25 protein-coding genes and 1 riboswitch are annotated in these 25458 nt (G+C 38.0%); of the genes, 16 read left to right on the forward strand and 9 right to left on the reverse strand.

Features of this window, described 5'->3' with window-relative positions:
• Positions 1–89: 89 nt before the first annotated feature.
• The 5 genes from ACNHOZ_RS14985 to ACNHOZ_RS15005 all read left to right on the forward strand — a co-directional run bounded on the left by ACNHOZ_RS14985 (position 90) and on the right by ACNHOZ_RS15005 (position 5806).
• Positions 90–1334, forward strand: a complete 1245-nt coding sequence (locus ACNHOZ_RS14985) for a methyl-accepting chemotaxis protein (RefSeq protein ID WP_255899873.1) — start codon at positions 90–92, stop codon at positions 1332–1334.
• Between the two features lie 206 nt (positions 1335–1540).
• Positions 1541–2047: a GNAT family N-acetyltransferase gene (locus ACNHOZ_RS14990; RefSeq protein ID WP_033578344.1), complete on the forward strand. Its 507-nt coding sequence runs from the start codon at positions 1541–1543 to the stop codon at positions 2045–2047.
• A gap of 47 nt (positions 2048–2094) precedes the next feature.
• Entirely contained in the window at positions 2095–3249 is a 1155-nt protein-coding gene (locus ACNHOZ_RS14995; RefSeq protein ID WP_243495618.1) for an amidohydrolase, read from the forward strand.
• Between the two features lie 63 nt (positions 3250–3312).
• Positions 3313–3414, forward strand: a riboswitch (SAM riboswitch).
• Positions 3415–3482: 68 nt separating this feature from the next.
• Positions 3483–3725 (forward strand): hypothetical protein, encoded by a 243-nt coding sequence (locus tag ACNHOZ_RS15000; RefSeq protein ID WP_028414204.1) that lies wholly within the window; start codon positions 3483–3485, stop codon positions 3723–3725.
• Between the two features lie 467 nt (positions 3726–4192).
• Positions 4193–5806, forward strand: a complete 1614-nt coding sequence (locus ACNHOZ_RS15005; RefSeq protein ID WP_224979962.1) for a M20/M25/M40 family metallo-hydrolase — start codon at positions 4193–4195, stop codon at positions 5804–5806.
• Between the two features lie 18 nt (positions 5807–5824).
• On the opposite strand, the gene ACNHOZ_RS15010 is transcribed toward ACNHOZ_RS15005, so the two are convergent.
• Together ACNHOZ_RS15010 and ACNHOZ_RS15015 are read right to left on the reverse strand one after the other, a co-directional pair.
• Positions 5825–6622, reverse strand: coding sequence for a VOC family protein (locus tag ACNHOZ_RS15010; RefSeq protein WP_255899881.1), 798 nt, complete (start codon positions 6620–6622; stop codon positions 5825–5827).
• Between the two features lie 147 nt (positions 6623–6769).
• Positions 6770–7117: a CotG/ExsB N-terminal domain-containing protein gene (locus tag ACNHOZ_RS15015; RefSeq protein ID WP_255899884.1), complete on the reverse strand. Its 348-nt coding sequence runs from the start codon at positions 7115–7117 to the stop codon at positions 6770–6772.
• A gap of 113 nt (positions 7118–7230) precedes the next feature.
• Here ACNHOZ_RS15015 and ACNHOZ_RS15020 point away from each other — a divergent pair, with 113 nt between their 5' ends.
• Entirely contained in the window at positions 7231–7677 is a 447-nt protein-coding gene (locus ACNHOZ_RS15020) for a GNAT family N-acetyltransferase (RefSeq protein ID WP_048020290.1), read from the forward strand.
• Between the two features lie 256 nt (positions 7678–7933).
• Here ACNHOZ_RS15020 and ACNHOZ_RS15025 read toward each other — a convergent pair whose 3' ends face one another.
• Positions 7934–9103 (reverse strand): MFS transporter, encoded by a 1170-nt coding sequence (locus ACNHOZ_RS15025; protein ID WP_028414199.1) that lies wholly within the window; start codon positions 9101–9103, stop codon positions 7934–7936.
• A gap of 175 nt (positions 9104–9278) precedes the next feature.
• On the opposite strand from ACNHOZ_RS15025, the gene ACNHOZ_RS15030 reads away from it, so the two are divergent.
• Positions 9279–9473, forward strand: a complete 195-nt coding sequence (locus tag ACNHOZ_RS15030) for a hypothetical protein (protein ID WP_048020293.1) — start codon at positions 9279–9281, stop codon at positions 9471–9473.
• 31 nt (positions 9474–9504) lie between these two features.
• On the opposite strand, the gene ACNHOZ_RS15035 is transcribed toward ACNHOZ_RS15030, so the two are convergent.
• From ACNHOZ_RS15035 to ACNHOZ_RS15045, 3 genes are all read right to left on the reverse strand, one after another.
• Positions 9505–10806: an NCS2 family permease gene (locus ACNHOZ_RS15035; protein ID WP_013055916.1), complete on the reverse strand. Its 1302-nt coding sequence runs from the start codon at positions 10804–10806 to the stop codon at positions 9505–9507.
• Between the two features lie 219 nt (positions 10807–11025).
• The gene (locus ACNHOZ_RS15040; RefSeq protein ID WP_221832872.1) at positions 11026–11976 is read right to left on the reverse strand and encodes a sensor histidine kinase; all 951 of its coding nucleotides are present in this window, start codon (positions 11974–11976) and stop codon (positions 11026–11028) included.
• A 17-nt stretch (positions 11977–11993) separates the two neighbouring features.
• Positions 11994–12692 (reverse strand): LytR/AlgR family response regulator transcription factor, encoded by a 699-nt coding sequence (locus ACNHOZ_RS15045; protein WP_048020299.1) that lies wholly within the window; start codon positions 12690–12692, stop codon positions 11994–11996.
• A 175-nt stretch (positions 12693–12867) separates the two neighbouring features.
• On the opposite strand from ACNHOZ_RS15045, the gene ACNHOZ_RS15050 reads away from it, so the two are divergent.
• From ACNHOZ_RS15050 to msrA, 7 genes are all read left to right on the forward strand, one after another.
• The gene (locus ACNHOZ_RS15050) at positions 12868–13605 is read left to right on the forward strand and encodes an ABC transporter ATP-binding protein (RefSeq protein ID WP_221832879.1); all 738 of its coding nucleotides are present in this window, start codon (positions 12868–12870) and stop codon (positions 13603–13605) included.
• A gap of 1 nt (position 13606) precedes the next feature.
• The gene (locus ACNHOZ_RS15055; protein WP_221832881.1) at positions 13607–14773 is read left to right on the forward strand and encodes an ABC transporter permease; all 1167 of its coding nucleotides are present in this window, start codon (positions 13607–13609) and stop codon (positions 14771–14773) included.
• A gap of 114 nt (positions 14774–14887) precedes the next feature.
• Complete coding sequence (locus ACNHOZ_RS15060; RefSeq protein WP_255906672.1) at positions 14888–15019, forward strand: hypothetical protein; 132 nt, start codon at positions 14888–14890, stop codon at positions 15017–15019.
• 66 nt (positions 15020–15085) lie between these two features.
• Complete coding sequence (locus tag ACNHOZ_RS15065; protein ID WP_255899891.1) at positions 15086–15877, forward strand: phosphotransferase family protein; 792 nt, start codon at positions 15086–15088, stop codon at positions 15875–15877.
• A gap of 137 nt (positions 15878–16014) precedes the next feature.
• The gene (locus tag ACNHOZ_RS15070) at positions 16015–16515 is read left to right on the forward strand and encodes a MerR family transcriptional regulator (protein ID WP_221832884.1); all 501 of its coding nucleotides are present in this window, start codon (positions 16015–16017) and stop codon (positions 16513–16515) included.
• 202 nt (positions 16516–16717) lie between these two features.
• Complete coding sequence (locus tag ACNHOZ_RS15075) at positions 16718–17146, forward strand: MarR family winged helix-turn-helix transcriptional regulator (RefSeq protein WP_108674513.1); 429 nt, start codon at positions 16718–16720, stop codon at positions 17144–17146.
• A gap of 153 nt (positions 17147–17299) precedes the next feature.
• Complete coding sequence (gene msrA, locus ACNHOZ_RS15080; protein WP_028414192.1) at positions 17300–18262, forward strand: peptide-methionine (S)-S-oxide reductase MsrA; 963 nt, start codon at positions 17300–17302, stop codon at positions 18260–18262.
• Positions 18263–18286: 24 nt separating this feature from the next.
• On the opposite strand, the gene ACNHOZ_RS15085 is transcribed toward msrA, so the two are convergent.
• From ACNHOZ_RS15085 to ACNHOZ_RS15095, 3 genes are read right to left on the reverse strand one after another with little or no spacing between them, the layout of a single operon-like run.
• Positions 18287–19411 carry a GerAB/ArcD/ProY family transporter gene (locus ACNHOZ_RS15085; RefSeq protein ID WP_255899896.1) on the reverse strand — a complete coding sequence of 375 codons (1125 nt, stop codon included), beginning with the start codon at positions 19409–19411 and terminating at the stop codon, positions 18287–18289.
• 12 nt (positions 19412–19423) lie between these two features.
• Positions 19424–20509, reverse strand: a complete 1086-nt coding sequence (locus ACNHOZ_RS15090; RefSeq protein WP_255899899.1) for a Ger(x)C family spore germination protein — start codon at positions 20507–20509, stop codon at positions 19424–19426.
• A gap of 14 nt (positions 20510–20523) precedes the next feature.
• Positions 20524–22044: a spore germination protein gene (locus ACNHOZ_RS15095; RefSeq protein WP_255899902.1), complete on the reverse strand. Its 1521-nt coding sequence runs from the start codon at positions 22042–22044 to the stop codon at positions 20524–20526.
• Positions 22045–22246: 202 nt separating this feature from the next.
• Here ACNHOZ_RS15095 and ACNHOZ_RS15100 point away from each other — a divergent pair, with 202 nt between their 5' ends.
• Together ACNHOZ_RS15100 and ACNHOZ_RS15105 are read left to right on the forward strand one after the other, a co-directional pair.
• Entirely contained in the window at positions 22247–23902 is a 1656-nt protein-coding gene (locus tag ACNHOZ_RS15100; protein WP_255899905.1) for an alkaline phosphatase, read from the forward strand.
• A gap of 750 nt (positions 23903–24652) precedes the next feature.
• Positions 24653–25396 carry a LytR/AlgR family response regulator transcription factor gene (locus ACNHOZ_RS15105; RefSeq protein ID WP_048020313.1) on the forward strand — a complete coding sequence of 248 codons (744 nt, stop codon included), beginning with the start codon at positions 24653–24655 and terminating at the stop codon, positions 25394–25396.
• The last annotated feature ends 62 nt before the right edge of the window (positions 25397–25458 follow it).

The following is a 25458-nucleotide window of genomic DNA, read 5'->3' on the forward strand; positions in this document are numbered from 1 at the left end:
TAGTTTTTACAAAAAAATATAAAAATATGCCGATACTACTAATATAGATTAGACATTCTATGTCTTTAGATTGTATAGGGAATGAAAAAATGAAAAAAGCTTTTCAAAGTTTACGCATGAAAATGCTATGTATGATTGCAGCCATGATGGCCATAACATCTACTGTAATTGAAGTAACCAATTATTATCTTATTGTGAAACAAGAGCAAGCAGCTTCGATTACGCTAGTGATTACATTTCTGTTTGTTTCTTTTACAACTACCGTGTTCTATTTTATCATACGTCGCTACATAATTGCGGTTGAAAATTTGTCAAAAACAATGAAAGGGATTTCAAACGGCGATTTATCTGTAGATGTTGTTCCTTTGAAAGGGAAAAATGAGATTAGTACACTCATATCTTCATTTAATGAAATGATGACTCACATGAGAATGCTGCGTCAGAAAATAAGTAAAACAAAGAGCACGGTCAGTCATTCCTCAGAGCAATTGCTTGTAAGCATGGAGGAAACAAAAACAGCTGTGACAGAAGTTACGATGTCTATTCAAGAAATTGCTGCGGGTTCTGATAAGCAGTTGCTAAGTGTGGTTGAAACCGAGCAAGCTATGGTGGATATGGCCAAGCTGCTTCAGAAAATCACTGATCATTCTTCAAAGGTACAACAATCGATGAACAGAGCCTCTGAACATGCTTCTACCGGAAATGTTGTGGTGAAAGATGTGACGAATCAAATGAATAAAATCTATGAAACCGTTAAGATATCGACCAGTGAAGTAAAGGGACTCGAAGATCGTTCCGCAGAGATTGGCCGCATTATTAATACAATTACAAGAATTGCTGAACAAACAAATCTTCTTGCACTTAATGCTGCTATTGAAGCTGCAAGGGCTGGAGAACATGGAAAAGGTTTTGCTGTAGTGGCAGGGGAAGTACGTAAGCTAGCGGAAGAATCTAAAACGTCCGCTATACAAATCAGTCATTTGTTAAAAGAAATTGAAGTACAGGCAAAGCGGGCTTATCAAAACATGGAAGTGAATACGGAAGAAGTCACGCTTGGTATTGCCACTGTCGAAGATGTAACACAGCAGTTTTCCACAATTATGGAAGATGTCTTTGCCGCTCAAGAACAAATGAACAAAATGACAAAAGCAACAGGAGAGATTGATGGGTATTCGTTCAAAGTAATGGAGTCCGTCATGACCCTTTCGGAGGTTGCTAAACAAGCAGCTGCTTACGCTGAAGAAGTAGCTGCGGCTTCACAAGAAGAGTTAGCATCTATAGAAGAACTTGTGATGTTGGCCGCTAATTTAAAAGCTACGGTAAGTGAGTCCTGAAGTCTATCTTGATATGTACGTAATACGCGCAGTTTTCTGCGTGTATTCGTTTTATTTATATCTTTTATAGAAAACGATAAATAGAATTGACACTCTATAAAAGCAGTTGTATAGTGAGTACGCAAGGCGGCAGTCTGCCTTTTTTAATTCTTAGTAAACTTATAAGTTAAATAAAATATTTAAGTACTATATAAGGAGACAAAGAGATGAAAAATGAATTCCGTTTGGCAACAAATGACGACGCGGATAACTTATTGAACTTAACTCTACAAGCATATAAGCCTATTCGAGAGCTAGGCATTCCTTTCTTAGCAGCTACTGCTGATCTTGCCCTCGTTAAGAAAAATATTTCTCAAAACCTTTGCTATGTATATGAAGAAGATAAAAGAATCGCTGCCACTGTATCTATACGAATGCCTTGGGGAGAACATCCAGGTCCTTTTGCTGTTCCGCACTTTTGGTGGTTTGCAGTGGACCCGTCGTTTGCCAGGAAAGGCGTTGGATCTAAGCTGCTTCATCTAGTAGAGGAAGAGGTAATAAAGAATACGTTTAAATCGCCAGGTGTGTCTTTAGGAACAGCAAAAGAACATCCTTGGTTAGTTGAGATGTATGAACGAAAAGGATATGTTCAAGCTAAAGAAAAGCACCTTGCACAAGGCTATACGACCGTATTTCTTTATAAAAAATTCAATGAGGTACACTCTTTGTCGTAAAAGATAGAGAAGTGGTCTAAATTAAGAAATGTGAAAGAGTGATAAATATGACAGATCAATTACTACTAAATACGCTAATAGACATACGCCGTGAGCTGCACCGGTTTCCAGAGCTTTCAATGAAAGAATATGAAACAACTAAACGTATTAAAAAGTGGTTAAAGCACTACGATATTTCTATAGCGGATGCATTCCATTTAGACGTGGGAGCAGTAGCGGAAATTGTGGGAGGAAAGCCGGGACCTACTATCGCTATTCGAGCTGATATTGATGCGCTGCCAATTGAAGAAAAAACCAATCTGCCATTTGCTTCTGAAGTGAACGGTGTTATGCACGCATGCGGACATGATTTTCATACGGCTTCTATAATCGGAGCAGCCATTCTTCTCAAAGAGCGTCAGCAGGAGCTTTGCGGTACGGTTCGATTTATCTTTCAACCGGCCGAAGAAACGGCTTCTGGGGCAAAAATGCTCGTTGAAAAAGGTGTGCTCGAAGGAGTAGAAGCGATATTTGGAATGCATAACAAACCGAATCTTCCTGTAGGAACCATTGGTGTCAAATCGGGACCTTTAATGGCAAGCGTTGATCGTTTTGAAATTGACGTCAAAGGAGTAGGCGGTCACGCAGGTATTCCAGAAAAAACAGTAGATCCGATTGCTGCTGCTGGTCAAATTGTTACTAGTTTACAAACCATTGTCAGCCGTAATCTCAGCCCATTTCAAAATGTTGTTGTCAGCATAACTCGAATCCACGGAGGGAGCTCGTGGAACGTCATTCCTGACAAAGTAACGCTTGAAGGAACAGTGCGTACCTTTCAAGAAGAAGCGAGAGAAAAAATACCGGCTCTTATGAAACGAACTGCTGAAGGGATTGGAGCAGCTTTCGGCGCTTCAGTAGACGTTAAATGGTATCCGTATCTTCCTGTAGTAAACAATGATGATACGCTGGAAAAATTGGTTATTAACGCTGCAGAGAATCTTAGTTATCAAGTGGTAGAAGCTGAACAATCGCCTGGAGGAGAAGATTTTGCCGTATATCAGCAGCGTGTACCAGGATTTTTTGTATGGATGGGTACGGCTGGAGAATATGAATGGCACCATCCTTCTTTTTCATTAAATGAAGAGGCATTACTTGTAGCAGCTTCTTATTTTGCTAATCTAAGCTTTGACTTTTTGAATTCATTCCATTACCAAAAAAATTAAAATATTTTTATTTTTCTATTTACGCGGATGGAATTGTTTGATAAAATAAATTTTAAATTAAAAAAGTTATCACGAGTGGACGAGAGATCTGGCTCTTTGACTCCACAGCAACCTACGAATGTAAGGTGCTCCTACCAGCAAAGCATGTGCTTTGGGTGATAAAACGGGTGAAAAACTCATTTTGCATCTAAGCAAAATGAGTTTTTTTTATTTTTCTAAAAGGAGAGGGTTTTATGAGTCATACAGCAGTTGCAGCACATACAGGAGAGAAAGCATTAAAGGAAGCCGTAAAATTATTAGGAAAGCATTATCAAGTAGCATATCGTGAATTAGAAACATTTTATGAAATTGTGGTCGAAAACCATGTTCGTACATATGCTGTAGGCATAGATATTAAAGATGTACAAAAAGCAAATGAACTAGAAATTTATTCATCATGCTGTTCCAAGCTTGAGCGAGTAGGCTGTCTTTTATAGAAGTCTGCTCGCGCCTCTATTTTTAAAGTGTTTTTAAATAGAAAGCATGTTTTTTGACAATTGAAGAATCTGGTGGGTATAATCATTACTCACTAGGTTTTAAAATTAATCATAAATTGTCGAAATTTTTACACAAATTAAAGGTTACATTCGAAATGAATTGTGGTATGTTATAAAACAAGAATATTTTATGAAAGGAGCATTGAAATGGAAATGTCTCTTGAACATGGAAACGATGCAGGAAGCGAACAGCTTATTGATCGTATCCTAGACTTTTTAGAAGATGACGAAAAGTAAAAAAAAAGAGTGTGCGGTGCTAGCCCTAGCCGCGCACTCTTTTTTTATCATGTGCGTCAAGGCGGCGCATACTATGATACATAGGGATAGAATGAAAGGGTCTCTGTCAAAGGGATTGACGAATCGTTTTGTTTGATGGAAAATTTAGAAAAAGGAAAGAGATGAAGGGTATGTCGAACAAAACATCTTTGTATCAAACAAAAGAACAGTTAAAGAAGCTTGTAAGCGAATTGGTTTCTATACCTAGCGTGACAGGAACGATGGCAGAAGTGGAAATGGCTGAATCGATAGCGTCGTATTTATTGAAGCTGCCTTACTTCCAAAAAAACGAGCAAGTTGAGCTTCATTCAACAGGAGACGGGCGATCGATTGTCACAGCTTTTGTTGAAGGGAAAAATACGAATAAAACAGTTGTATTAGTCAGTCATTACGATGTAGTGGATGTACAAGATTATGGACAGTGGAAAAAGGATGCTTTTCACGCTGATACGTTAACGAGTACTTTTTATAATGATATGGAACAAGTTCCGGCGCACGTACAAAAAGATATGATAAAAGGAGACTGGCTTTTTGGCCGAGGAACGATGGACATGAAAGCAGGTATTGCTCTGCATATCAGTATGATTGAACGAGCATGCAACGGAGAGTTTGACGGAAACATCCTGCTTCTGTCGGTACCGGATGAAGAAGTAAATTCGCTCGGAATGAGAAAAGCAGTGCCTGTTCTTTTAGAACTTGCGTGCAAACATCAGCTGGATTTTTCTCTCATGCTAAATGCAGAACCAGTATTCAGCCGCTATCCTGGTGATCAAACGAACTATGTGTACTCAGGATCGATTGGGAAGATCATGCCAAGCTTTTTGTGTTATGGAAAAGAAACTCATGTAGGGGAACCGCTAGCTGGTTTGAATGCTAATTTACTAGCTTCTTATTTAACAAAAGAAATAGAATTAAACGTTGATTTTTGCGAAAAAGTAAGAGATGAAACGAGTCCACCTCCTACTGTGCTGATACAAAAAGATTTAAAAGAAGAGTATTCCGTTCAAGTTCCGCACTCTGCCGTTGTATTATTTAATTTATTTATGTTAAACCGCTCTCTTAAAGAAGTAACAGATCTGCTGTTGAAATCGGCTGACAAAGCGGCTTTGAATGTAAAAAAACATTATAACAAAGCTGCTCGGCAGTACGCTGTGGGAATGGAGGGTTCATCTCTTGACGTGAACGTATGGACGTATGAAGAACTTTATACTCATGCAGTCAAACAGCACGGTGAAAAATATGTGCAAGAAATGGAAGCGGCACTTTTGGCACAAGAAGATGATGACAGAAATAAAACCATTAAATTAGTAAACTCTTTAGCTGGTTTATGTAAAGAAGCAGCTCCGATGATAGTCTTATTTTTTACGCCGCCTTTTTACCCGGCCGTTTGTTCACATGATGATCTCTTTGTACAAAAGATTTTGTCAAACGTACAGGCAACTGCCAAAGAGCAATTCCAAGTGGAGCTAGTTGAACAAAGTTATTTTGGTGGAATTTCGGATTTAAGCTATGCCAGCCTGCAGCACCCGCTTCATACATTTAACACGTTAGTAGCCAATATGCCTCTATGGAATAAAGGATATCATATCCCGCTAGAAGAGCTAGAGGAGCTCAAGATGCCGGTGCTGAACATTGGACCGCTGGGAAGAGATGCGCATCAATGGACCGAAAGATTAGACGTTCAGTATTCCTTTGAGATTTTGCCTCACTTCATTTATCAAGCTATAAAAGAAGCACAGAAATAAACATCCGCCCGCGGATGTTTATTTGTTGAATTTAAAAGAAGCTCCTTGTACGGTAATTTGTTGCGGTGTTAGAGCGTGGTCCAATTCAACCAAAAATGGACGCTCTCCAACTTTTTTTAATGTATCATGGACAACACCTTGTGTTCCGCTGCAAAAAATAAGGTTTCCTTCATTGACATATAGTTTTTGACAACGTGCATCAAGTAAAGAGTCTTTGTAGCTTTCGCCAGCCTGAACGTCCAGCAGTTTTGTCCATTTGCTGATGGATTCTTCAAGGTTATGTACAGCACAGTAAATGTTTTTTAGCTGCAGCTGACCGGCTTGATGGGAAGAAAGAGCAGCTAGCTTTGGCTTGCGTTTTTCTTCTGGTTCACCCCACTCAATAAAAAAAGGAAGAGGCAAGGAATCGTGGTCAGCTTCAATAAAACACATTCTCCATTGAAGTCTTTCTCCATCATTAGTTTGACGAGACCCCGCTACAGGACCTTTTACAGTGACGTTCTTGCTTTCTAGCTCTTTTATCAGCAAATCCATATCATCTGTACGGAGTGCAAATCGACCAAAATGACCAAGTGACGTATGTTCGTTAACAAGCTGCTGAATAAGATCATTATCTGTAACTGTTTGAGCTAATGCGATATCTGTAAGCCCAAGCCATTCAATATAGCTGAGGTGAAAATAAGCCAACGTGTTAAAAGTGCCCCATTTTTCATGGATACCGCCTTTAATAACATTTATTCCGTATCCGTTTAGTTCTTTCTGAGCTTTAATAGGATCAGGTGAAAAATGCACAAGATGATCAAACGATAAGTGCATGGATAGGCCTCCTTTTAAGAGAGATTCTTTTTTACTATTATACGTCGTTTTCTTTTTTAAGAAGAGTAAAACGAATGATTATGTAAAATAAAAATCTATAAAAAAGCAAGCCGCGTATGTTTTAAACACGACTTGCTATAGATTTAGTTAGCGGCGATAGCCATGCCCTTTAAAGCAGCAGCCAAATGATTTATTAAACCATGGGTATGAGCAGCAAGGTGAACCGCAGCGACAGCGGCGACGGCTAGAACGGCGAGTAGAACGACGAGTAGTGCGACGAGTAGAACGACGAGTAGTGCGACGAGTAGTGCGACGAGTAGAACGACGAGTAGTGCGGCGAGTAGAACGACGAGTAGTGCGGCGAGTAGAACGGCGAGTAGAACGACGAGTAGAACGGCCGCGACGGGCAGTTGGCTCTTGGTACATAAATGTTTCAAGCTCAGTAGAAGCAATCGCTTCTGTTGCTTCTCTAATTCTTTCAGCAGTGATATGCATATAAACACCTCCTGGCTAATTCGGTACATAATACAATATGTACAAGGAAGGCGTTTGGATATAGTGAAAACATGGAATTTGTCTAAATTTGTGAAAGAAATGGAGTGGTTTTCATGCTTCAAATCCTCGAACATCAAAGAGTGGATATCGCTCTTCAAATAGTAGCTGTGCAAGTAGAAGCTTATCAAGAAGAAGCAAGGCTCATTGGTTTTTCGAATATTCCTCAGCTTACAGAAAGCAAAGAAGATGTTATGAAAAGCAAGGAAGTGTTTATCGGAGAAATGATTGAAGGTAAGCTAGCAGGCGTGCTGTCGTTTGAAAAAGAAAATGAGCGATTAACGATTTGCCGCCTCGTTGTGCGTCCTCAGTACTTTCGAAAAGGAATTGGAAGCCGTCTTTTAACATATGTACTTCAAAGATATTCAGAATGTGAGTGTATGGTTTCCACAGCCGAAAAAAATACACCTGCGATTAAGCTATACGAAGCTCATCGGTTTTCAATTATAAAACACACTGCAGCTGCGGATAATCTTGTGTTAGTAACGATGAAAAGAGATTGAGCCATAGCTAAATTAATCCAAAGACTAACAAATTGGCTACATGAGCTAGTAGGAATCGGCTGTTGCTTTCCCTACAAGGCTTCGCTTTCCGTAGGAGTCTTCGCCTTGCCCTCCAATCACCAGCTAGAAGTACCTACATACATGAAACTTACGTTTACCATAGCAGTAAAAAAATCCGAACGCATTGGATTCTCCATCAAGAATCTCGAATCATCGTTCGGATCTTCCTTCAGCTAAAATACTTTTGTCTCAGCCTCTATGATGATAGTGTTTGCTCAGAATAATCTAGAGCTGTATGACGCTGAATCAGCAGTAAAGCAGCTAAAGTGACAACTGCTCCGATAATAAAAGGTAGCGTCATATTGAGTTTAAAGGCAAATGCACCAAGCAGAGGGCCAAAAATACGCCCTAAGCTATCCATTGAGGCAGTTAACCCTGAAGCAGAGCCATATCCTACTTTGGTTCTCATCGTAATTAATGAGAGGACACAAGGACGAATAAGGGCATTTCCTGCTGTAAATATGCACAGAAATAAGGTAGCATTAACGGCACTAGAAGATAACAAAATAGACGTAAATCCTATTGCTGAAACCAATAAGCCAATAGCCATCAGTTTTTTTTCATTTCCTTTTTTAAATCGCTGCAGTACACCGCCTTGAATCAGGGCTTGAGTTAAACCGCTCGCCATAAACATCCATCCGATTGTCGTGGGAGTAGCATTGATTTTCGCTATTTGAAAAAATTGAAAAGTAGCTTCTAAACCAGCGAGCGTAAAAGTAGCTAAAAATGAAAGAACATATAAATACTTCATAGCTCCTTGAAAATCTGACGTGAAGTCATGCCATCTGGATGTCTGTACTTTGGCAGCAGGTTCTTTTCGTAACGATTCTTTTAACGTAAAGAATGAGAACGCTGTCATAATCAGTGACAAGATACCAGAGATAACGAAGGGAACAAACAAGCCGAAAGACGAAAGGACACCGCCTAATGCCGGTCCAAAAATAAAGCCTAAGCCAATTGACATCCCTAACAGTCCCATTGCTTTCGTGCGGTTTTCTTCATCTGTACTATCAGAAGCGTATGCAAAAGCACAAGGAATAACAGCTCCTGCAAACAAACCTCCGATGATGCGTGACGTATACATCAGAGTCAGAGAGTTTTCTGCCACCGAAAAAAGAAAAAAGCTTGCGCTAAAGCCAAGTAAGCCCCAAAGTAAGATGGGACGGCGGCCTTTTATATCGGAAAGCTTCCCCCAAAAAGGTGCGGTAATAAAAGATGCAATCGAATAGCTAGCCATTAGTATCCCTAAATTGACCGTGCTTGCACCCGTGGCACGAATAACTTCAGGTACGATGGGGATGATCACTCCAAAGCCGACAAATACCATAAAAATAACAAACATTAACGTTCCAAGCTGTTTGTTCATATGCAATTAAGCCCCTTTCTCTGTAGAACATGCCGTGAGTTTAGTATACCAAATACAAATACGTTTTTTACGTATATTTGGTAAAAAACGCTTTATTTATAAGTGAAGAAAACATGTTAATATTTACCTGTTGCGCTGAAGCTGATACAATTAAAAGAAAAGGGACGTGAAGCAATTGCCAATATGGCTTGTATTTGCTGGGATCATAGGCGGTCTTTTAGGATTTGGGGCGCTAGTGGATTATATAGCTAAAAAGAGAAGTATCGAGCTAGATCCAGAAGAAGGGATAAAGAACGCTTCTGAGGCAGAACAAATCTATGTAGAAAATTATCTTTATCAAACAAAAGAAAATAACAATCACTTTCAATAAAAAAAGCTTGGAGAGAAATCTCCAAGCTTTTTTAATGAGGTAAAAAGATGAGCTGATAGAGAAATAAAACAGCAAAGACATACACAAGCGGATGAACTTGTTTGCCTTTTCCTTTTACCAGCTTCATTAACGGATAAGAAATGAAGCCAAGCGCAATTCCTGTTGCAATACTTGATGTAAGAGGCATTGCTAGAACAACTAAAAAGGCAGGGAACGCTTCATCAAAGTCATTCCAATTAATTTTAGCTACAGCACCCATCATCAAGCTTCCGACAATAATTAATGCAGGTGAAGTAATAGCTGCTACGCCAGAAACCGAGCTTACAACCGGGCTAAAGAATGCTGCCACGATAAATAGAATGGCTACCGTCACGCCTGTTAGACCTGTACGTCCGCCTGCTGCTACACCAGATGAAGATTCAACGTAAGCGGTTGTTGGGCTTGTACCAAATAAAGCGCCAATCGTTGTACCAAATGAGTCAGCAAGCAATGCTTGACGCACGCGAGGCATCTTATTACCTTTCATAAGACCGGCCTGTTGAGCTACGCCTACCATTGTACCTGTTGTATCAAAAATCGTCACAAGTAAGAAAGAAAAAACAACTGTGTACAAATCATGATGAATAACATCTCCAAAAGCAGCAAAAGGATTTGAAATCATTAAACCATCTGGGAGGTGAGGGGAAGCAAACAAACCTTTATCAAATGAAAGCTGTCCTCTAAAGAAAGCAATTAATCCGGTAATAATCATACCGAAGAATAAAGCGCCGTTTACATTTAGCGTATATAAAATGATTGTAATCGCAAGTCCAATCAGTGTTAAAACTACTTTCTCAGACTGCAAATCACCAAGTCCAATTAAATTTGATTTATTTGCAACAATAATACCGGCTGAACGAAGCCCGATAAAAGCAATAAATAAACCGATACCAGCACTGATCGCGTGCTTTAAATTGTTTGGAATAGCTTCAATTAATTTTTCACGAAACGATGTTAACGATAGGATGATAAAGATAATACCTGCTACGAATACAGCTGAAAAAGCAGTAGCATAGTCGATACTTCCATTTGAACCGACAACTAAAGCAGCAAAGTATGCGTTCATTCCCATGCCGGGAGCAATAGCGATTGGATAGTTAGCTGCAAGAGCCATCCATAGCGTAGCTACGACTGCTGAAATAATAGTAGCTGTAAATACTTGATCAAAAGGAACGCCGGCGCTGGACAAAATAACTGGGTTCACAATGACGATATAAATCATGGTTAAAAACGTTGTAATACCAGCTAAAATCTCCGTTTTAGCATCCGTGTTATATTCTTTTAACTTAAACATAAGTAACCTCCAAAAATAACGAACATTAAAAGCAACATGATATATAATATTCGTTTTTTACTTGAAATGCAATAGATTTGCATATAAAAAATCAAAAACTAAAAAAGTGACGATAAAAGAGCTAAAACAAGTGTGAAATATTTCTTTTTTTCGGTGCTTTTTATAGTGTGTACGTATAGAAGAGGCTCATACGAAAAAAAGCCGCTTGGGCTATAGCGGCTATGTTGCTTGTTTTGAGGAAACGACTATCGGAAATTTTATTTTAATGGAAAGAGTTAAATCGTGATACGTATACTCCAAGCGTCCGTGGTAGTTGGAAACAAGTTCAGAAATGATCCACGTACCAAGGCCTTCGTGGCGTTCTTTCTTTTCTGTAACATGAAAAGAAGTAAACAAGTGATCTTGACGTTCTCGTGATAAAGGAGCGGTAGAATTGCTGATTTCTAAAATGTAAATGCCACTTCGAATCATACTCGAAACGGTTATCTCTTTTTTCTCAGAAGAATGAGCGGCTTCTAAAGCATTATGCAGTAAATTCATGATGAGATTCATTTGGTCAAGGTGCTTTAAAGGCAGCTGTGATAACGGTGAATCTAATTGAACATTCATATGTATTCCCCACGTATGTGCTTGATTCTTGCTTTGATGTACAACAGAAGCAACGTGCGAATGTTCACCTTGAATATATGAATGGGTATCATTCAAAGCTTCAACGTAATCTTGAATATACTCTTGTGCCTGCTGTCTTTGGTTTGTTTCTAGAAGATAGGATACGGCGCTGACATGTTTAATAAAATCATGTCTTTCAGCTCTTAACGCTTGAAAAAGCTCATTGTTTTTTTGAATTTCACGTGAAGCACTGCTTTCCCGGTTGGTTACGAATATGTATTGTTGATAAGACGAAAACATGTCGGTCATGTAACCAATCATTGCGATAACGGTTAGGCCAATACTAAGAGGTGAAGATAGGCTAAATAAAAGCAGGAAAAAAGACGTCAGCACGATTGCTTTTTTTATCGTTAGTGAAGGAGCCGTTTGATATTTCTTTCTCCATATAAAAAATGAACCAATTATAAAAGAACTAAGTAGGAGATGTAAACTAACAGGCAGGTCTTTAAAAAAGAGGAGCACGAAAACAGTTAGTAAAACTAGTGTGTAAAATAGTTTCATTTTAAATAGTGCCTCCTTTAAAAGTACTCTTTTTGCAAGATGTCTAAATTTGTTTTCGTGATTAAAGCTGTTTTTTCGGTGCTTTGAAACATCACGGAGTAGGAGTGCTTAGTATACAGGGAGAAATTTTGAATATAGGAAATGTTGATAATAAAAGCTCGATGCGACCTTAGAAAATGACTCGCTGTTAATTCTTTTTCAATTTCGTTTAATGATTGATAGGTACTAAATTCTCCATTTGTCGTTATGATGGTGGTAGAGCGACCCGTTCGCTCTGCAAATATAATATCTTGTTTGTTCAGCACTTGCATTTCGGTTTTTTGTTTTAAAATCAGCTTATCTCTTGTATCAGCTGATTGTTTTTTTTGATGAAAACGCTGAATGCCTTTTAACAGACGCTCTTTAGAATAAGGCTTCATAATGTAGTCTAAAACGTTGAGTTCAAATGCATGAACGGCAAAGCCGCTGTGCCCAGTGACAAAGATGACTTGAATATCAAGTGCGTAAGCATTGATGAAGTCTGCAAGCTCATAACCTGATAGCTTTGGCATTTCAATATCTGTAATTAATAAATCAATTTCATTTTTTTTAATTTCGTTATAAGCTTCCTCCGCGCTGCTAGTCGAAAAAAGTATGTCTATATCATCTTCTCTTTCTAAAGAAATCCTCAATTTTTCTAAATCATATGAATGATCATCCACTAATCCTACCTTCATAAATAAAAACCCTCTTTGTTTTATTCTATTGGATATTACCACACTATTTTACCATGATTTACAAGATGGAAAGGACGTTTCGCGACATAAAAAACCCTCTTTATGACAAGATGGAAGATGCTGTATAAAAAATAAGCTAAGATAGAGTCAATCACAGTAAAAGGGGAGAGCGGATATGATTGAAATCAAAGGTGTGACGAAATATTTTAAAGAGAAAAAGCAAACAATTGCAGCTGTTCAAGATATTCATGTAACCATCGCACAAGGAGAAATTGTAGGACTATTAGGGGAAAATGGAGCGGGGAAAACAACTCTTTTACGTATGCTGTCGACTGTACTTGAACCATCGGAAGGCCATATGTTCATTCACGGAATTAACATTCATAAACAGCCCAATAAAATAAAGCAAAAAATCGGCGTGCTTTTTGGCGGTGAAACAGGTTTATACGACCGTTTGACAGCTCGTGAGAACTTAGCTTATTTTGCTAAGTTTTATGGAATGAGCAAACATGAAACAAAGATAAGGATTGAGGAACTGGCCAAACGTTTTGGAATGAAAGACTACTTGGATCGCCGCGTCGGAGGCTTTTCAAAAGGAATGCGTCAAAAAGTAGCCATTGCACGCACTATTCTTCATAACCCAGACGTTATCCTATTTGATGAACCGACTACAGGATTAGACATTACATCAGCAAACATGTTTCGCGAGCTTATTAAAAGTCTGCAAAGAGAAGGAAAAACGATTGTTTTTTCCAGTCACATTATGGAAGAAGTGGAGATGCTGTGTCAGTCTATCATCATGATTCATAAAGGAAAAATGATTTATCAAGGAACAAACGAACAGCTGTATAAAGAAGAAGAAAGCACAGACTTAAATTACATCTTTATGTCGCGTATCGTGAGGGGGGCTTAATATGATTTGGCATATTTATAAAAAAGAGTTGATTGATTGTTTGAGAGATCGCAAAACGATTATCTTTAGCGTGTTGATTCCGATTCTGTTAAATGTAGGGATGCTGTTTTTTGTAGATAGAATGATGTCCAATAATCAACCTGATGGTATGTCCATAGCTGTTGAGAAAGGCTCAGATACAAGTGTAGTGGAATGGTTAAAGGAAGATAGAAACCTTCAAGTTGTGGAAAGCGAAGATCCACTTCAAACAGTAGAAAAAGGCAAAGCATCAGTAGCTTTAAAGGTTGATAAGGAATTTTCTGATAAAATTCTCCATATGCAATCGCCGGACGTAATGATTTATACAAGTCCAGATAGTGTAGAATCTTCACGTACAAAAGAGTACGTTACAGCTATATTAAATAAACAGAGGGACGGTATTATAAAAGAACGTTTAACACAATTAAATATTAATGATCAAACGATTCAGCCCTTCTATGTCAAGGAACAAAGCCTTTCAAATAAAGATAATAGTTCATTAATTATGGTGGCAATTTATGCTCCTATGATTATTGCTTTAGGGGTGTTAGGGGGTATTGTACCTTCTGCTAATGATATTTTTGCAGGAGAAAAAGAGCGAAAAACGATGGAAGCTCTACTCATGGCTCCTATTAAAAGACTACATTTACTAATAGGGAAGTGGTTCACTATTTCTACATTTGGGGTCTTAAGCGGAGTGCTTTCTACTATTTCATTTGTGCTTTTTGTACGCTACTTTACCGTGACTTTAAATGATGCCTTGAACCTAAATAATCACCTCATTGCTTTTAGCGCTTCATTACTAGTGGCAATCACTTTGTTTGCCTTATTAGCAGGGCTGATTCTTTGTATCTTTAGTCTCTTAGCAAGTTCCGTTAAAGAAGCGCAAAGCTATACATCGCAAATTGTTACAGTAGCGATACTGCCATGCTTTTTACTAATGGGAAAATCGGTAAACGAGATGCAGTCCAATGTCTTTTTAATTCCTATTTATAACGTATTTGCACTCATGAAACAGCTTCTCTACGGCGTCTATGATATGCAAAGTCTTGGGTATACAATAGGCAGCTTGTCGGTTTGCATTATTGTTTTATTTACGATTGGCTATACGATATTTACCAAAAGCCGCTGGGTGCTTGGTAAAGGGTAAGAGATTGGGCAAAAGTAGTTTAGTTGAAGGAAGGTCCGAACGAGTAATCGTTCGGATTTTTTTATTAGAATGGTGAACGTAGGTTTCAAGTATGCAGTTAGTTGCTTCTAGCTGTTGATTGGAGGGAAAGACGGAGGCTCACCGGCCGCCCGCGGAAAGCGAAGTCTTGCACGGAAATCAACAGCGGTGTCACAAGCGCTTCATAATAGCTCATTCAACCCATTTGTTTGTATTAAATTGAAGTGATTTCGTTATGTCTCAACTTTTTTGTAGGGAAAGAGCAACAAAAAGAGAATGTAGAAAGAAAGGGGAGTGAGACAGTTGCATCCTATTATAATAGAAGAAATTCCTCATTCGATAAAAAAGTATGTAAAGCAAATCGAAAAAGTGACGTTTCCGAGGCAAGGGTGTACCTCAGATGTTGGTATCCTTCATACGGCTAGAGGGAGATATGTTTTAAAACGGGCAAAAAGGGAAAAGTACAGAAAATGGTTATATAAGGAATATTATGTATTAAAAAATATACAGGCACTGGCGGACTTTCAAAGCCCGAGCGCTTACAAGTTTGTTCAAACAGCAGAGGAGAGCTGGCTGCTGCTAGAATTTTTTGAAGGAAAGACGGTAAGAGAGTATTTAGAGAAGGAAGATAATGAAAAAAAGCGTGAGCACGTTGTCTATGAAATGGGGCGTCTTCTTGCTCGTATTCACAATGCTGAGTGTCCAGAACGATTAGTGAGTAAGCAGCCGTGGATCCACCGAATGCTGCAAGAGGCAGAGTACAATTTAACCCACTATGAGGTAGACGGGAATCAACGGCTACTAAAACAACTGCAGAAGCAAAACATGATATGCAAACAAGAGGTACTTATTCACGGAGACTACACGATTGATAATGTACTTGTACAAGACGGTCAGATAACAGCTGTTATTGACTGGAGCGGAGGAACTTTAGGAGACGCTCGTTATGATATGGCTCTTGCTGTTCGCTTTGAAGACGGAATTTTTACAGGTAAAGAGCGCGCGTCTTTTTTTAAGGGATATGGCAAGCAGATTTCACAGCACGAATTTTGTTATTTTGCAGAAGGTTTGTACGAGTTTTTCTAAGCAATAATGACATCATTTTCTTCATTTGTTGAACGTCCACTTTCTTTGACGAATTCATACTAGTTTTGTCATGTATGAAGGGATTTAAAAATTTCTCTCGAAATGGCTAATAAATGAAAAAAATGGAGGGATGGAACATGACGATGAAAACGGTAGATGTGGCAAAAGCGCTGGGAATACATCCAAGTACGGTATTAAAGTGGGTCAAAATGGCGGATATCCAGCTAGAGAGAAATGAATCGGGACACTGTGAGTTTACGGAAGAAAATGTTGAAACACTTAGAAACTTTCAAAAAAACCGCAGTCGTCAAGCCGTCGTCAAAGTGGTAGAAAAAGTAGTGGAAAAAGAGGAAGTCGTTATATCTGATGAACGTGCACAAGACATGCAAAAGCAGCTTGATCAGCTTTTTTTAAGGCTGATTGAAAATGAAAAGCGTACAGAAGAAAAAGCGGGAGAAGTAGTGACCTTTCAAATTTTAGAGCATCGTTCAGAAATTGATCGATTAAATAAAGTTATTACAAAATTAGAAAATCGAGTAGTAGAACTTGAAAGTCAGTTAAAAAGTGAAGACAGCTTAAAAGGTAAAAAGCCTGTTCCGAGATGGAGAAGCTTTTTAACCGGTATTTTTAGCTACTAGCAGCGATTTACCATAACGGTAAATCGCTTTTTTTATGGAATTTTACGAAAAATACATCAATTCGTACAGACTTGTGGAAAAAAATCTCAATAATAGTTGACGAAACGCTTAGTAATTTGATAAAACTAATTAAGTTAAGAAAGTGAAATACTTTCGTAAATACATATTCGTTATCATGTGATAGCGTTAAGGAGAGTGACAAGTGAAAAAAAGAGAAGAGCTCGTTCAAGAAATGGAGACGCTGTTTCGCTTTGTGTTCAGACAGCTTCGCCAAGAAATTAATGAAGTATACAATTCAGAGCTATCAACAAATGAATTTATGGTGCTTCGTATGCTAGTTGATTCCGGCAGGCAGCGATCAACTGATTTATCAAAGTATCTTCAAGTGTCAGCAAGCCACATTACGGCGGTAACCGACTTGCTTTTGTCAAAAGGCTACATTGCACGCAAACGGTCTGAAAATGATCGACGTATTATTGATATTGAACTGACCAAAGAAGGGCAAGATATTTTTAATGTGATTCAAGAAAAAAAACGAGCGTATTTCCTCGAGCGGTTTGAGCACTTTACAGATAAAGAAATTGAAACAATGAATAAACTGTTTCACAAAATTAAAGTCGATCAAAAATAAAGCGCTTTAAATGCGGAAGAATAATCAGTGAAGACGAGCTTCACTGATTATTTTTTTGTCTTAAAACGGAAAGAGTACAAGAAGCAAGTTAGTTGGTGAGAACATCAAATCAGCGTATAATAATAGAAAGAATACATGAAGGAGGTCATCTTTTTGACAGAACAATATGAAGTAGCAACTTTTGCCGGCGGCTGTTTTTGGTGTATGGTGAAGCCCTTTGATGAACAGCCAGGCATTATAAAAGTTGTATCTGGTTATACAGGCGGTCACAAAGAGAACCCGACGTACAAAGAAGTATGCTCAGAAACAACGGGCCACTATGAAGCGGTCCAAATTACATTTGACCCAGAAGTTTTTCCATATGAAAAGCTTTTAGAACTATACTGGCCTCAAATTGATCCAACGGATGCAGGCGGACAATTTGCGGATCGAGGCGACTCGTATCGAACAGCTATCTTTTACCACAACGAACACCAAAAGGAACTAGCTGAAGAATCCAAGCAACAATTAGAAGCAAGCGGTCGTTTTTCTGAACCAATTGCTACACAAATTCTACCGGCAAAACCGTTTTACGAAGCGGAAGAATACCATCAAGGTTATTATAAGAAAAATAAATTCCGCTATGCTATGTATCGACGAGGATCTGGACGTGATCGTTTTATTAAAGAAAACTGGAAAGACTTTGGCCGCGACGAGCAGCTAAAAACGACATTAACGCCTATTCAATATGAAGTTACTCAAAATGACGCAACGGAACCCCCGTTTCGCAATGAATTTTGGGATCATACAGAAGATGGTATTTATGTAGATATCGTATCAGGAGAGCCGTTGTTTAGTTCAACGGATAAATATGATGCCGGATGCGGATGGCCGTCTTTCACAAAAGCGATTAATAAAGATGAAGTAAAAGAAAACATGGACGTTAGTCATAATATGGTTCGTACAGAAGTACGAAGCAAAACGGCTAACTCTCATTTAGGTCATTTATTTGATGATGGTCCGCAAGATGCAGGCGGCTTGCGTTACTGCATCAACTCAGCGGCTCTTCGCTTTGTTCCGAAAGAAGATTTAGAAAAAGAAGGATACGGGGAATACGCTGTTTTATTTAACAAATAAAATAATATGAAAAAAGAGCGTGATTCAACTTAAAGTTGGCTCACGCTCTTCTTTTTGTTTTTTCTTTTGTTTTACTTTGGCCCGAATGAAGCTATATAGAAAAAGGAAAGGAATATAGCCATAAATAAAGTAAAAGCCGGTCATAGATAGTCGTGTATTAAGTTGATCAATCGTTTCTCGGTCATCAAAGAAAATAGAAAAGCCAAGGAGTGCAATTAAGGCTAATATGAGAAAAATAGTAGGCGGTTTATTAAATGTTTTACTAAATCCGCGAATTGTACACCACAAGCTAACAGCAATAGTAGGCAGAACAACTAAGAGCCACAGAGCAATTAAAATATATTCAAAACGCTGTAAAAATGGAATTTCAATAATTTTGGCCATCGTTAAAGTTGGCCATATGGTATGAGCTAACTGTCCTTGACTAAAGTAAGCAAATGACACTAATGCTGTGCAAAAATATAAAAAAGTGCTGAACAAAATGCCAAGTTGCCCCCACTTCTGACTAGTAGCGCCATTTTTTATAAAAGGATAGAAAAAAAGCACGGATTCAAATCCCAAATTCTCAAAAGTCATCATTTTAGTTGAAATTAAAAATTCCCATATCGTGTGGTCAAATAAAGGAAATAAATTATTAAGGTGCCCGTATTTCAGCGGATAAATCAATGCAAGTGCAAGCGGCAAGGGAAGCATAACCCCAAAAAAAGCAATTCCAGTGATCACACGAAACCCACCGGAAACTGTATAGTAAATAATAGGTAAGTAAACAAGGGATACAATCCATGTTTCCAGCTGTGGAAACATCCATATTTGTAAAATTTCTACGTACGTTCGGTAAATGGTTAACGCAAAAATAAAATAATAAGCCGATGCCGCAAGAGTTAAAGCTCCTCCAAGGTATTTACCGAAATATAACCGGTGAATATCAACAATATCGCTGTTTTCACGAGTTAAGATATTAAAAATCATCGCTAATAAAATACAGACGCTGATTGCAGCAAGGAAGATAGATATCCACGCTTCATATCCAGCTCCTTTAATAATGTAACGCTGAAACCCTAGTATTCCAACGCCAATCTGAGTAGAGTGAACTAAGAAAAAAAGAAAAGAAGGGGAAACTTGATTTTCTTCTTTAATTGTATTGTGCATCTTTTCTTCCTCCTAGTTGCTAATACCGGTTTGAATAAGATGAACGCGAGCTTTTACTTCAATATTCATATCCGGATATTGCGCTTTGAATTTTCCACTGTTAAACCCTCGCGTTTTACTTCGAACATAATCTGTAAAACAAATGGGGTCGATTTTGTGCCGCTGAAGCTTCTTAATAAAGGCATCCCCGTCTTTTTCAATATCTTTTTGAAGCGTTTTTTCAACCATTTTAATACGAGTCGGGTCTGTTAAATCTATCCATCCAGGAAATTCTTTTACAAGGCCGTCAACAGTTAAGTGCGCAACAATACTTGGATGCTGATGATTTCCTTTAATTTCATACTTTGTTTTGGTGCGCAAGTTTTGCAGTATAATTTCGCCTTTACGGTCACTTTCTTTAATTTTTACTGAGTAGCGGCCGTGCTTTGTTCCGCTCGTTAGCAGCTTAAATAAAAATGTTTCTTTCATTCCGATGGTTGTAACGACTTTTTGTTCTTTAAAAAGCGCCAGCCCCTTTAATTTAATAGCATCCTTTTCTTGGGATAAAACAGGAAGATAAGGGTCGCGGTCGTCGCTAAAAAAACTGAATAAAAAAATTTGTAAATTGGTGTTAGGCAAGTTTTCTGTTCGGATATTTTGTTCAATCAAATTAGAAATAAACTGATAGTCTTTAATTTTCTTTTTTGTAACGGAGCTCAATAATTCATGTGCGTTGCCATCTGCAATGCTTAATTTAATATTACGTCCAAGGTCTGGATTTCTAGCAATTGTATTTACTAATTCATCCACGCCGTGTGTTGCAAATTCTTTTCCCATGACGATGCTCCGTAGCTGCCCAAAAGCAACTGGAAGAGATGATTTATTGTTTAAGCGAAGTGGAATATCAAATGATGAATTAGCAGCAGCCGCAATAATACTAGGTTCTTCCGTTGGCCCGTACTTATAGATAGGGTATAAAATGGTTCCTCTGACTTTATTGCTTTGAGGAATATAATCATATCCTATGGAGTTAACTACTTGAATTTCGTCAATTGTTTCACGGTCTGCACAGCTCGTTAAGAAAGTAAGGCAAGTGCATAAAATAAGTATTCTCTTCATAACGTTTCCCCGCTTTACTCATTATCTAAATTACTTTTTCGTTTAGTCTTATTCGCTTTATTAGGGTTATAGCGAAAGCGTTCTAAAGGACGCAAGTAGCTTGGACGCTTTGCTGTATGACTATAGGGCAATCGCAGAAAGGTATCCCTATACTCTGTTGGACGAAACGGAAAAAGCGGAACAAGATAAGGCATGCCCAAAGATTTTAAACGAAGCAAATGAACCAGTAAAAAACAAAAACCAAAGGTGATGCCGACTAAGCCAAACGCAGTGGCAAACAAAATAAACGGAAAACGTAATAACCGGATGGTATTAGACATTTTAAAAATAGGCGTTGTAAAAGAAGCTAAAGCTGTCAGTGAAACAATAATAAGCAAAATATTGCTTGTTAATGCAGCTTCTACGGTTGCTTGCCCAATAACAATCCCGCCTACGATTCCCAGTGTTTGACCTACTTTTGTTGGAAGTCTGGCTCCGGCCTCTCGAAGCAGTTCAATGGTGATTTCTAAAAAAAGTACTTCAATGACCGGTGGAAAAGGAACGTTGGTCCTTGAAAAGATAATAGGTCCGAGCAAATCTTTTGGAAGCATCTCATAATGATACGTAACAATGGCTACATAAAGAGGTGTAGCAAAAATAGAGAAAAAGACGCCTAAAATACGAATAACTCGGAAAAATGACCCTAGAACCCACGGTAAATAGTAATCTTCGGGTGAAATAAAAAAATCAAGCAGCGTTGACGGTCCCGTAACCGCGTAGGGTGAACCGCTCGAAAAGAAGGCAGCTTGCCCGTTTAACAGACTAAACAAGACTCGATCAATCCGCTCTGTTGTTAAAAAAAGCGGAAACGCCGTAGAAGAATTATCGGAAATTAATTGATCAAGCATTGTACTATCAAAAATGACGTCGAAATCTATATCTTCCAGGCGCTGCGTCATAGTGTCCACGTGCTGAGGGTTCGTTACGCCTTCTAAATAAACAAGAACGACGCGCGTTTTCGATTTATTTCCTACGGTGAGTTCTTTAAAAATAAGGTTTTCGGAAATGACCGTTTTTCTCATTAAATAGAGATTGACATCTAAATCCTCTACAAAACCAATTTTAGGACCAACGACGCTGAACTCATTTTCCGTTTCATTTTCTTTTCGAAACCCCGTATCAAAGCTTTGAACTTTAATAAGCGCTACTAGCTTATCGTCTTTATGCAATTGAAACATTACATAGCCGCGCAGCATCTTTTCTAAAATTTCTTTTGTATCTTTTGTAACGGAAATATCTTCAATCGGCAGAACGTTTTCAACTTCATATACACTGCTTAACGTGAAGTCTAGTTTTTGAAAAGGCTCAAGTATTTTATCTTCAACACTTTGCATGTTTACAAGTTGCTTAAAATACGTAATGATGTATTTTCGATGCTGCGAGCCAATAGCTAATGTTGTAAAATCACTTGATTTTTTAAATTGTTCAATCAGTTCGTCCAATGTTTTTTTGGGCTGATCGTCTGCATTCTTTTTTTTAAATAAATGTTTAAACATAACCGTGCCCCTCGCATGACTTTCTATTACTGGTAGTTTGTTCATGTACTTCCTTTTTATTCGACTATTTTTTCTCAAGAAGAAAGGAAGAATATAAAGACAAACTTTACACTCTTTTACAGTAGATAAACAGTAGATTTACGTTTGAATGGTAACTTTAGACATGTCGAAGATAATGAAATAAAGGAGCGGGTACATTTATATGAAGAAAAAATTAGCAGGTATTACACTGGCAGGAGCAGTAGCATTGGCCTCGTTTGGTTTAGGAAACTCTCTTATTCAAACGGAAGCAAAAGTGGAGCATAAGTCAGCTAAGAAACCTCAAAATGTCATTATGATGGTAATGGACGGGACGAGCTCAAATGCTACTACACTTGCAAGATGGTACAAAGGAAAACCGTTACATATGGATCAGCTGATGGCCGGGGGAGTACGTGCGTATTCGGCAGAATCTGCTATTACAGATTCCGCTCCGGCAGCTACTGCTTTAGCAACAGGAAATAAATCAAATTCTGGTTATGTAGGTGTGCTCCCTTCAGTAGTGAATACACCTGGGGTTAAACCCGTAGAAAAAGAAGATCAGTTTCGTCCCGTAGCAAACGTTCTAGAAGGAGCAAAGCTTTCGGGGCGCGCGACAGGAATTGTGGCTACTTCTGAAATCCAGCACGCCACACCAGCTGGTTTTTCAGCCCACAACTACAGCCGTGATGATTTTCAAACGCTAGCGGAGCAGCAAGTGTATCAAAACATTGATGTAGTACTTGGAGGAGGTAAGCAATCTCTTCTACCAGGAAAAGAAGAAAAAAGCCGAAAAGACGGTGAAAACTTAGTCAATGTATTAAACAAAAGAGGATATGACTTTGTAGAAAATAAAAAGGAATTAGAGCAGTCGCGCGCCAAAAAAATCTGGGGGAGCTTCGCTGACCGAGACTTAGCGTATGATATGGACCGACCGCAGACAAAAGCAGAACAGCCAAAGCTGTCTCAGATGACAAATAAAGCAATAACAACACTCTCCAAAGATAAAGACGGTTTCTTCTTATTTGTTGAAGGAAGCAAAACGGATTGGGCAGCTCATGCGAATGATCCAGTAGGCATGATTAGCGATGTATTAGCGTTTGATGAAGCAGTGGGCAAGGCAGTAGAGTTCGCTAAAAAAGATGGAAATACGATGGTTATTGCGATTGCTGATCACGGAAACAGCGGTCTTTCAATCGGTAATGCAAATACAACAAAAGGATATGATACCACACCTGTTTCTGCTTATATTGATCCATTAAAAAAAGCAAAAATGACGTTAGAAGGTGCTACGTCTAACTTAAAAGAAGATTTATCAAATAAAGAAGAAGTAGCTGCTTTGTATGGTTTATCAAACCTAACTTCAGAGGAAAAAGCGCAGCTGACTAAAGCAAGAGATAAAAAAGAAATGAGTGCTACACTATCAAAGCTATTAGCCACCCGAGCAAACCTTGGATTCACAACGGGCGGTCATACGGGTGAGGATGTATTTCTGTATTCATACGGCGTCAATCGACCAACGGGGCACTTTGATAATACGGATATTGCCAAACATATGGCTAAGTCAATGAATATTAACTTAAACGAGTTAACAAATGAATTATTTATTGAAGCAAATAAAGCTTTTAAAGGCTCAAATGTAGCGGTGGACTCAAAAGATAAAAACAACCCTGTGCTCGTTGTTACAAACAATAAGCGAACGGTACGTTTTCCGGTAAATAAAAATATTGCGATTGTAAATGGAAAAGAGATGCGGATGGACAGTGTGGTGGTACAAGATAAAAAAGGTCGCTTCTTTGTATCGAAACAGGCACAGCAAATTGTAAAAAATGCAAAATAAGAAATGAATGTAAAACAGGCCGAAGTATAACTTTAGGCCTGTTTTTTTACAGATAATAGATGGATAATTAGATGTATTAGCCTTTAGAGAGGAATGAATTGATTTATTTTACAAATAAATAGCTTTGAACTCTTAAAGGAATGGAAAGTCTTCACCTTTAAATATATGTGATTTATACTATGAAATGGTATAATAATCATAGTTCTAAAAGGAACTAGTTCGGAATACATATGTAAGTTCATAACGTTATATGCTAGAATTTTTATAATAAAATGAATAAAAAATACATAAATTTCTTCAAGTGAAATTAAAAATACAGGGTTATTAAGGGTTGCATGTAAGTAATTACCTTGAATAAAAAGTAAAAAAATGAATAAAAGTATGGGTGGAAGAACGTAGAACATGTTTTAATAGTAAGAGAAGACAAAATGATTGAAAATAGCGTGTCGCCTTTGTTAAAAATATTAAATAAAGATTCTGGCATGCTGATTTACAGATTATAAAAAGGGTATTAAATCATTGTTAGGAAAATAAATGATAATAGATAAACGGTTTTATTTCTTCTTCTAGAAACCTACAATTATTGCAATATTCCCCATGAACAATCGTTGTGCGTTCCATTAACGATTAGCGTCCGTGTAGATCATTCATCTCAACATAAAAACACTATAAAGATGTGTAGACATGCATAAAACAGAATGGGCAATAGTTCGTACTATACTTTAACATTGTATCCTAGGGGGAGTCAGGATGAACAAAATCAACTTAATTATTGCCGATGATAACGAAGATTCGGTTGAAATTTTAGATTATTTTATAGAACAGCTTCCGGAATTTGAAGTGATTAGCATCTGTAAAGACGGAGAGCAGCTTGTACAGGAAGTGATGGCCAAGAGTCCAGACCTTTTGCTCGTAGACATTAATATGCCTACGATTAACGGTGTAGATGCCATAAAAAAGTGCCTGCGCATTAAGCCGAATTTAAACTTCATTTTTATCACCGGTTATGATGAATTTGCTGTGAAGGCATTTGAGTTGTCGGCACTGGATTACATTGTAAAACCAATTGAAAAAACCAGACTTTATATGGCGCTAGAGCGGGCAAAAAACTCCATTGGAATTGATAAAAACCAGTCAAAAAAGCCAGGAGAGCAATTAAAAAGACTGCCTGTAAAATTTAACGGATCTACTTATTACATTCCAATTGATCAAATTATTTTTATTGAAAAGTCCGGAAAAAAATGCTTAATCTATACTCAATCACGTGTCTATGAGACATATGAAAATATTAGTGATATCTATATGTATTTGAACCCTTCTGTATTCAGTCAAACACATCGGTCTTATATCGTAAATTTGCAGAAAGTTTCGCACATCACACCAAAAAACGAAACATATCTTGTTTATTTCTTAGAAATTGATGAATATGCTCATATCTCAAAATTAAAAATCCAAGACGTTCAAAAACAGTTGCATCAGTTAATGACAAATTAAGAGATGCTGCTTCTTCTAAAATAGTTATGCTGATGAGAGGACGAAGCTTATGTAAGTTTCGT

The sequence above is a fragment of the Priestia sp. D51 genome (assembly GCF_053345675.1).

Excerpts from the sequence above, each read along its gene's own strand:
- ACNHOZ_RS14985 (WP_255899873.1), top strand. The coding sequence starts at position 90 with ATGAAAAAAGCTTTTCAAAGTTTACGCATGAAAATGCTATGTATGATT.
- ACNHOZ_RS14990 (WP_033578344.1), top strand. The coding sequence starts at position 1,541 with ATGAAAAATGAATTCCGTTTGGCAACAAATGACGACGCGGATAACTTA.
- ACNHOZ_RS14995 (WP_243495618.1), top strand. The coding sequence starts at position 2,095 with ATGACAGATCAATTACTACTAAATACGCTAATAGACATACGCCGTGAG.
- ACNHOZ_RS15000 (WP_028414204.1), top strand. The coding sequence starts at position 3,483 with ATGAGTCATACAGCAGTTGCAGCACATACAGGAGAGAAAGCATTAAAG.
- ACNHOZ_RS15005 (WP_224979962.1), top strand. The coding sequence starts at position 4,193 with ATGTCGAACAAAACATCTTTGTATCAAACAAAAGAACAGTTAAAGAAG.
- ACNHOZ_RS15010 (WP_255899881.1), bottom strand. The coding sequence starts at position 6,622 with ATGCACTTATCGTTTGATCATCTTGTGCATTTTTCACCTGATCCTATT.
- ACNHOZ_RS15015 (WP_255899884.1), bottom strand. The coding sequence starts at position 7,117 with ATGCATATCACTGCTGAAAGAATTAGAGAAGCAACAGAAGCGATTGCT.
- ACNHOZ_RS15020 (WP_048020290.1), top strand. The coding sequence starts at position 7,231 with ATGCTTCAAATCCTCGAACATCAAAGAGTGGATATCGCTCTTCAAATA.
- ACNHOZ_RS15025 (WP_028414199.1), bottom strand. The coding sequence starts at position 9,103 with ATGAACAAACAGCTTGGAACGTTAATGTTTGTTATTTTTATGGTATTT.
- ACNHOZ_RS15035 (WP_013055916.1), bottom strand. The coding sequence starts at position 10,806 with ATGTTTAAGTTAAAAGAATATAACACGGATGCTAAAACGGAGATTTTA.
- ACNHOZ_RS15040 (WP_221832872.1), bottom strand. The coding sequence starts at position 11,976 with ATGAAACTATTTTACACACTAGTTTTACTAACTGTTTTCGTGCTCCTC.
- ACNHOZ_RS15045 (WP_048020299.1), bottom strand. The coding sequence starts at position 12,692 with ATGAAGGTAGGATTAGTGGATGATCATTCATATGATTTAGAAAAATTG.
- ACNHOZ_RS15050 (WP_221832879.1), top strand. The coding sequence starts at position 12,868 with ATGATTGAAATCAAAGGTGTGACGAAATATTTTAAAGAGAAAAAGCAA.
- ACNHOZ_RS15055 (WP_221832881.1), top strand. The coding sequence starts at position 13,607 with ATGATTTGGCATATTTATAAAAAAGAGTTGATTGATTGTTTGAGAGAT.
- ACNHOZ_RS15070 (WP_221832884.1), top strand. The coding sequence starts at position 16,015 with ATGACGATGAAAACGGTAGATGTGGCAAAAGCGCTGGGAATACATCCA.
- ACNHOZ_RS15085 (WP_255899896.1), bottom strand. The coding sequence starts at position 19,411 with ATGCACAATACAATTAAAGAAGAAAATCAAGTTTCCCCTTCTTTTCTT.
- ACNHOZ_RS15090 (WP_255899899.1), bottom strand. The coding sequence starts at position 20,509 with ATGAAGAGAATACTTATTTTATGCACTTGCCTTACTTTCTTAACGAGC.
- ACNHOZ_RS15095 (WP_255899902.1), bottom strand. The coding sequence starts at position 22,044 with ATGTTTAAACATTTATTTAAAAAAAAGAATGCAGACGATCAGCCCAAA.
- ACNHOZ_RS15100 (WP_255899905.1), top strand. The coding sequence starts at position 22,247 with ATGAAGAAAAAATTAGCAGGTATTACACTGGCAGGAGCAGTAGCATTG.
- ACNHOZ_RS15105 (WP_048020313.1), top strand. The coding sequence starts at position 24,653 with ATGAACAAAATCAACTTAATTATTGCCGATGATAACGAAGATTCGGTT.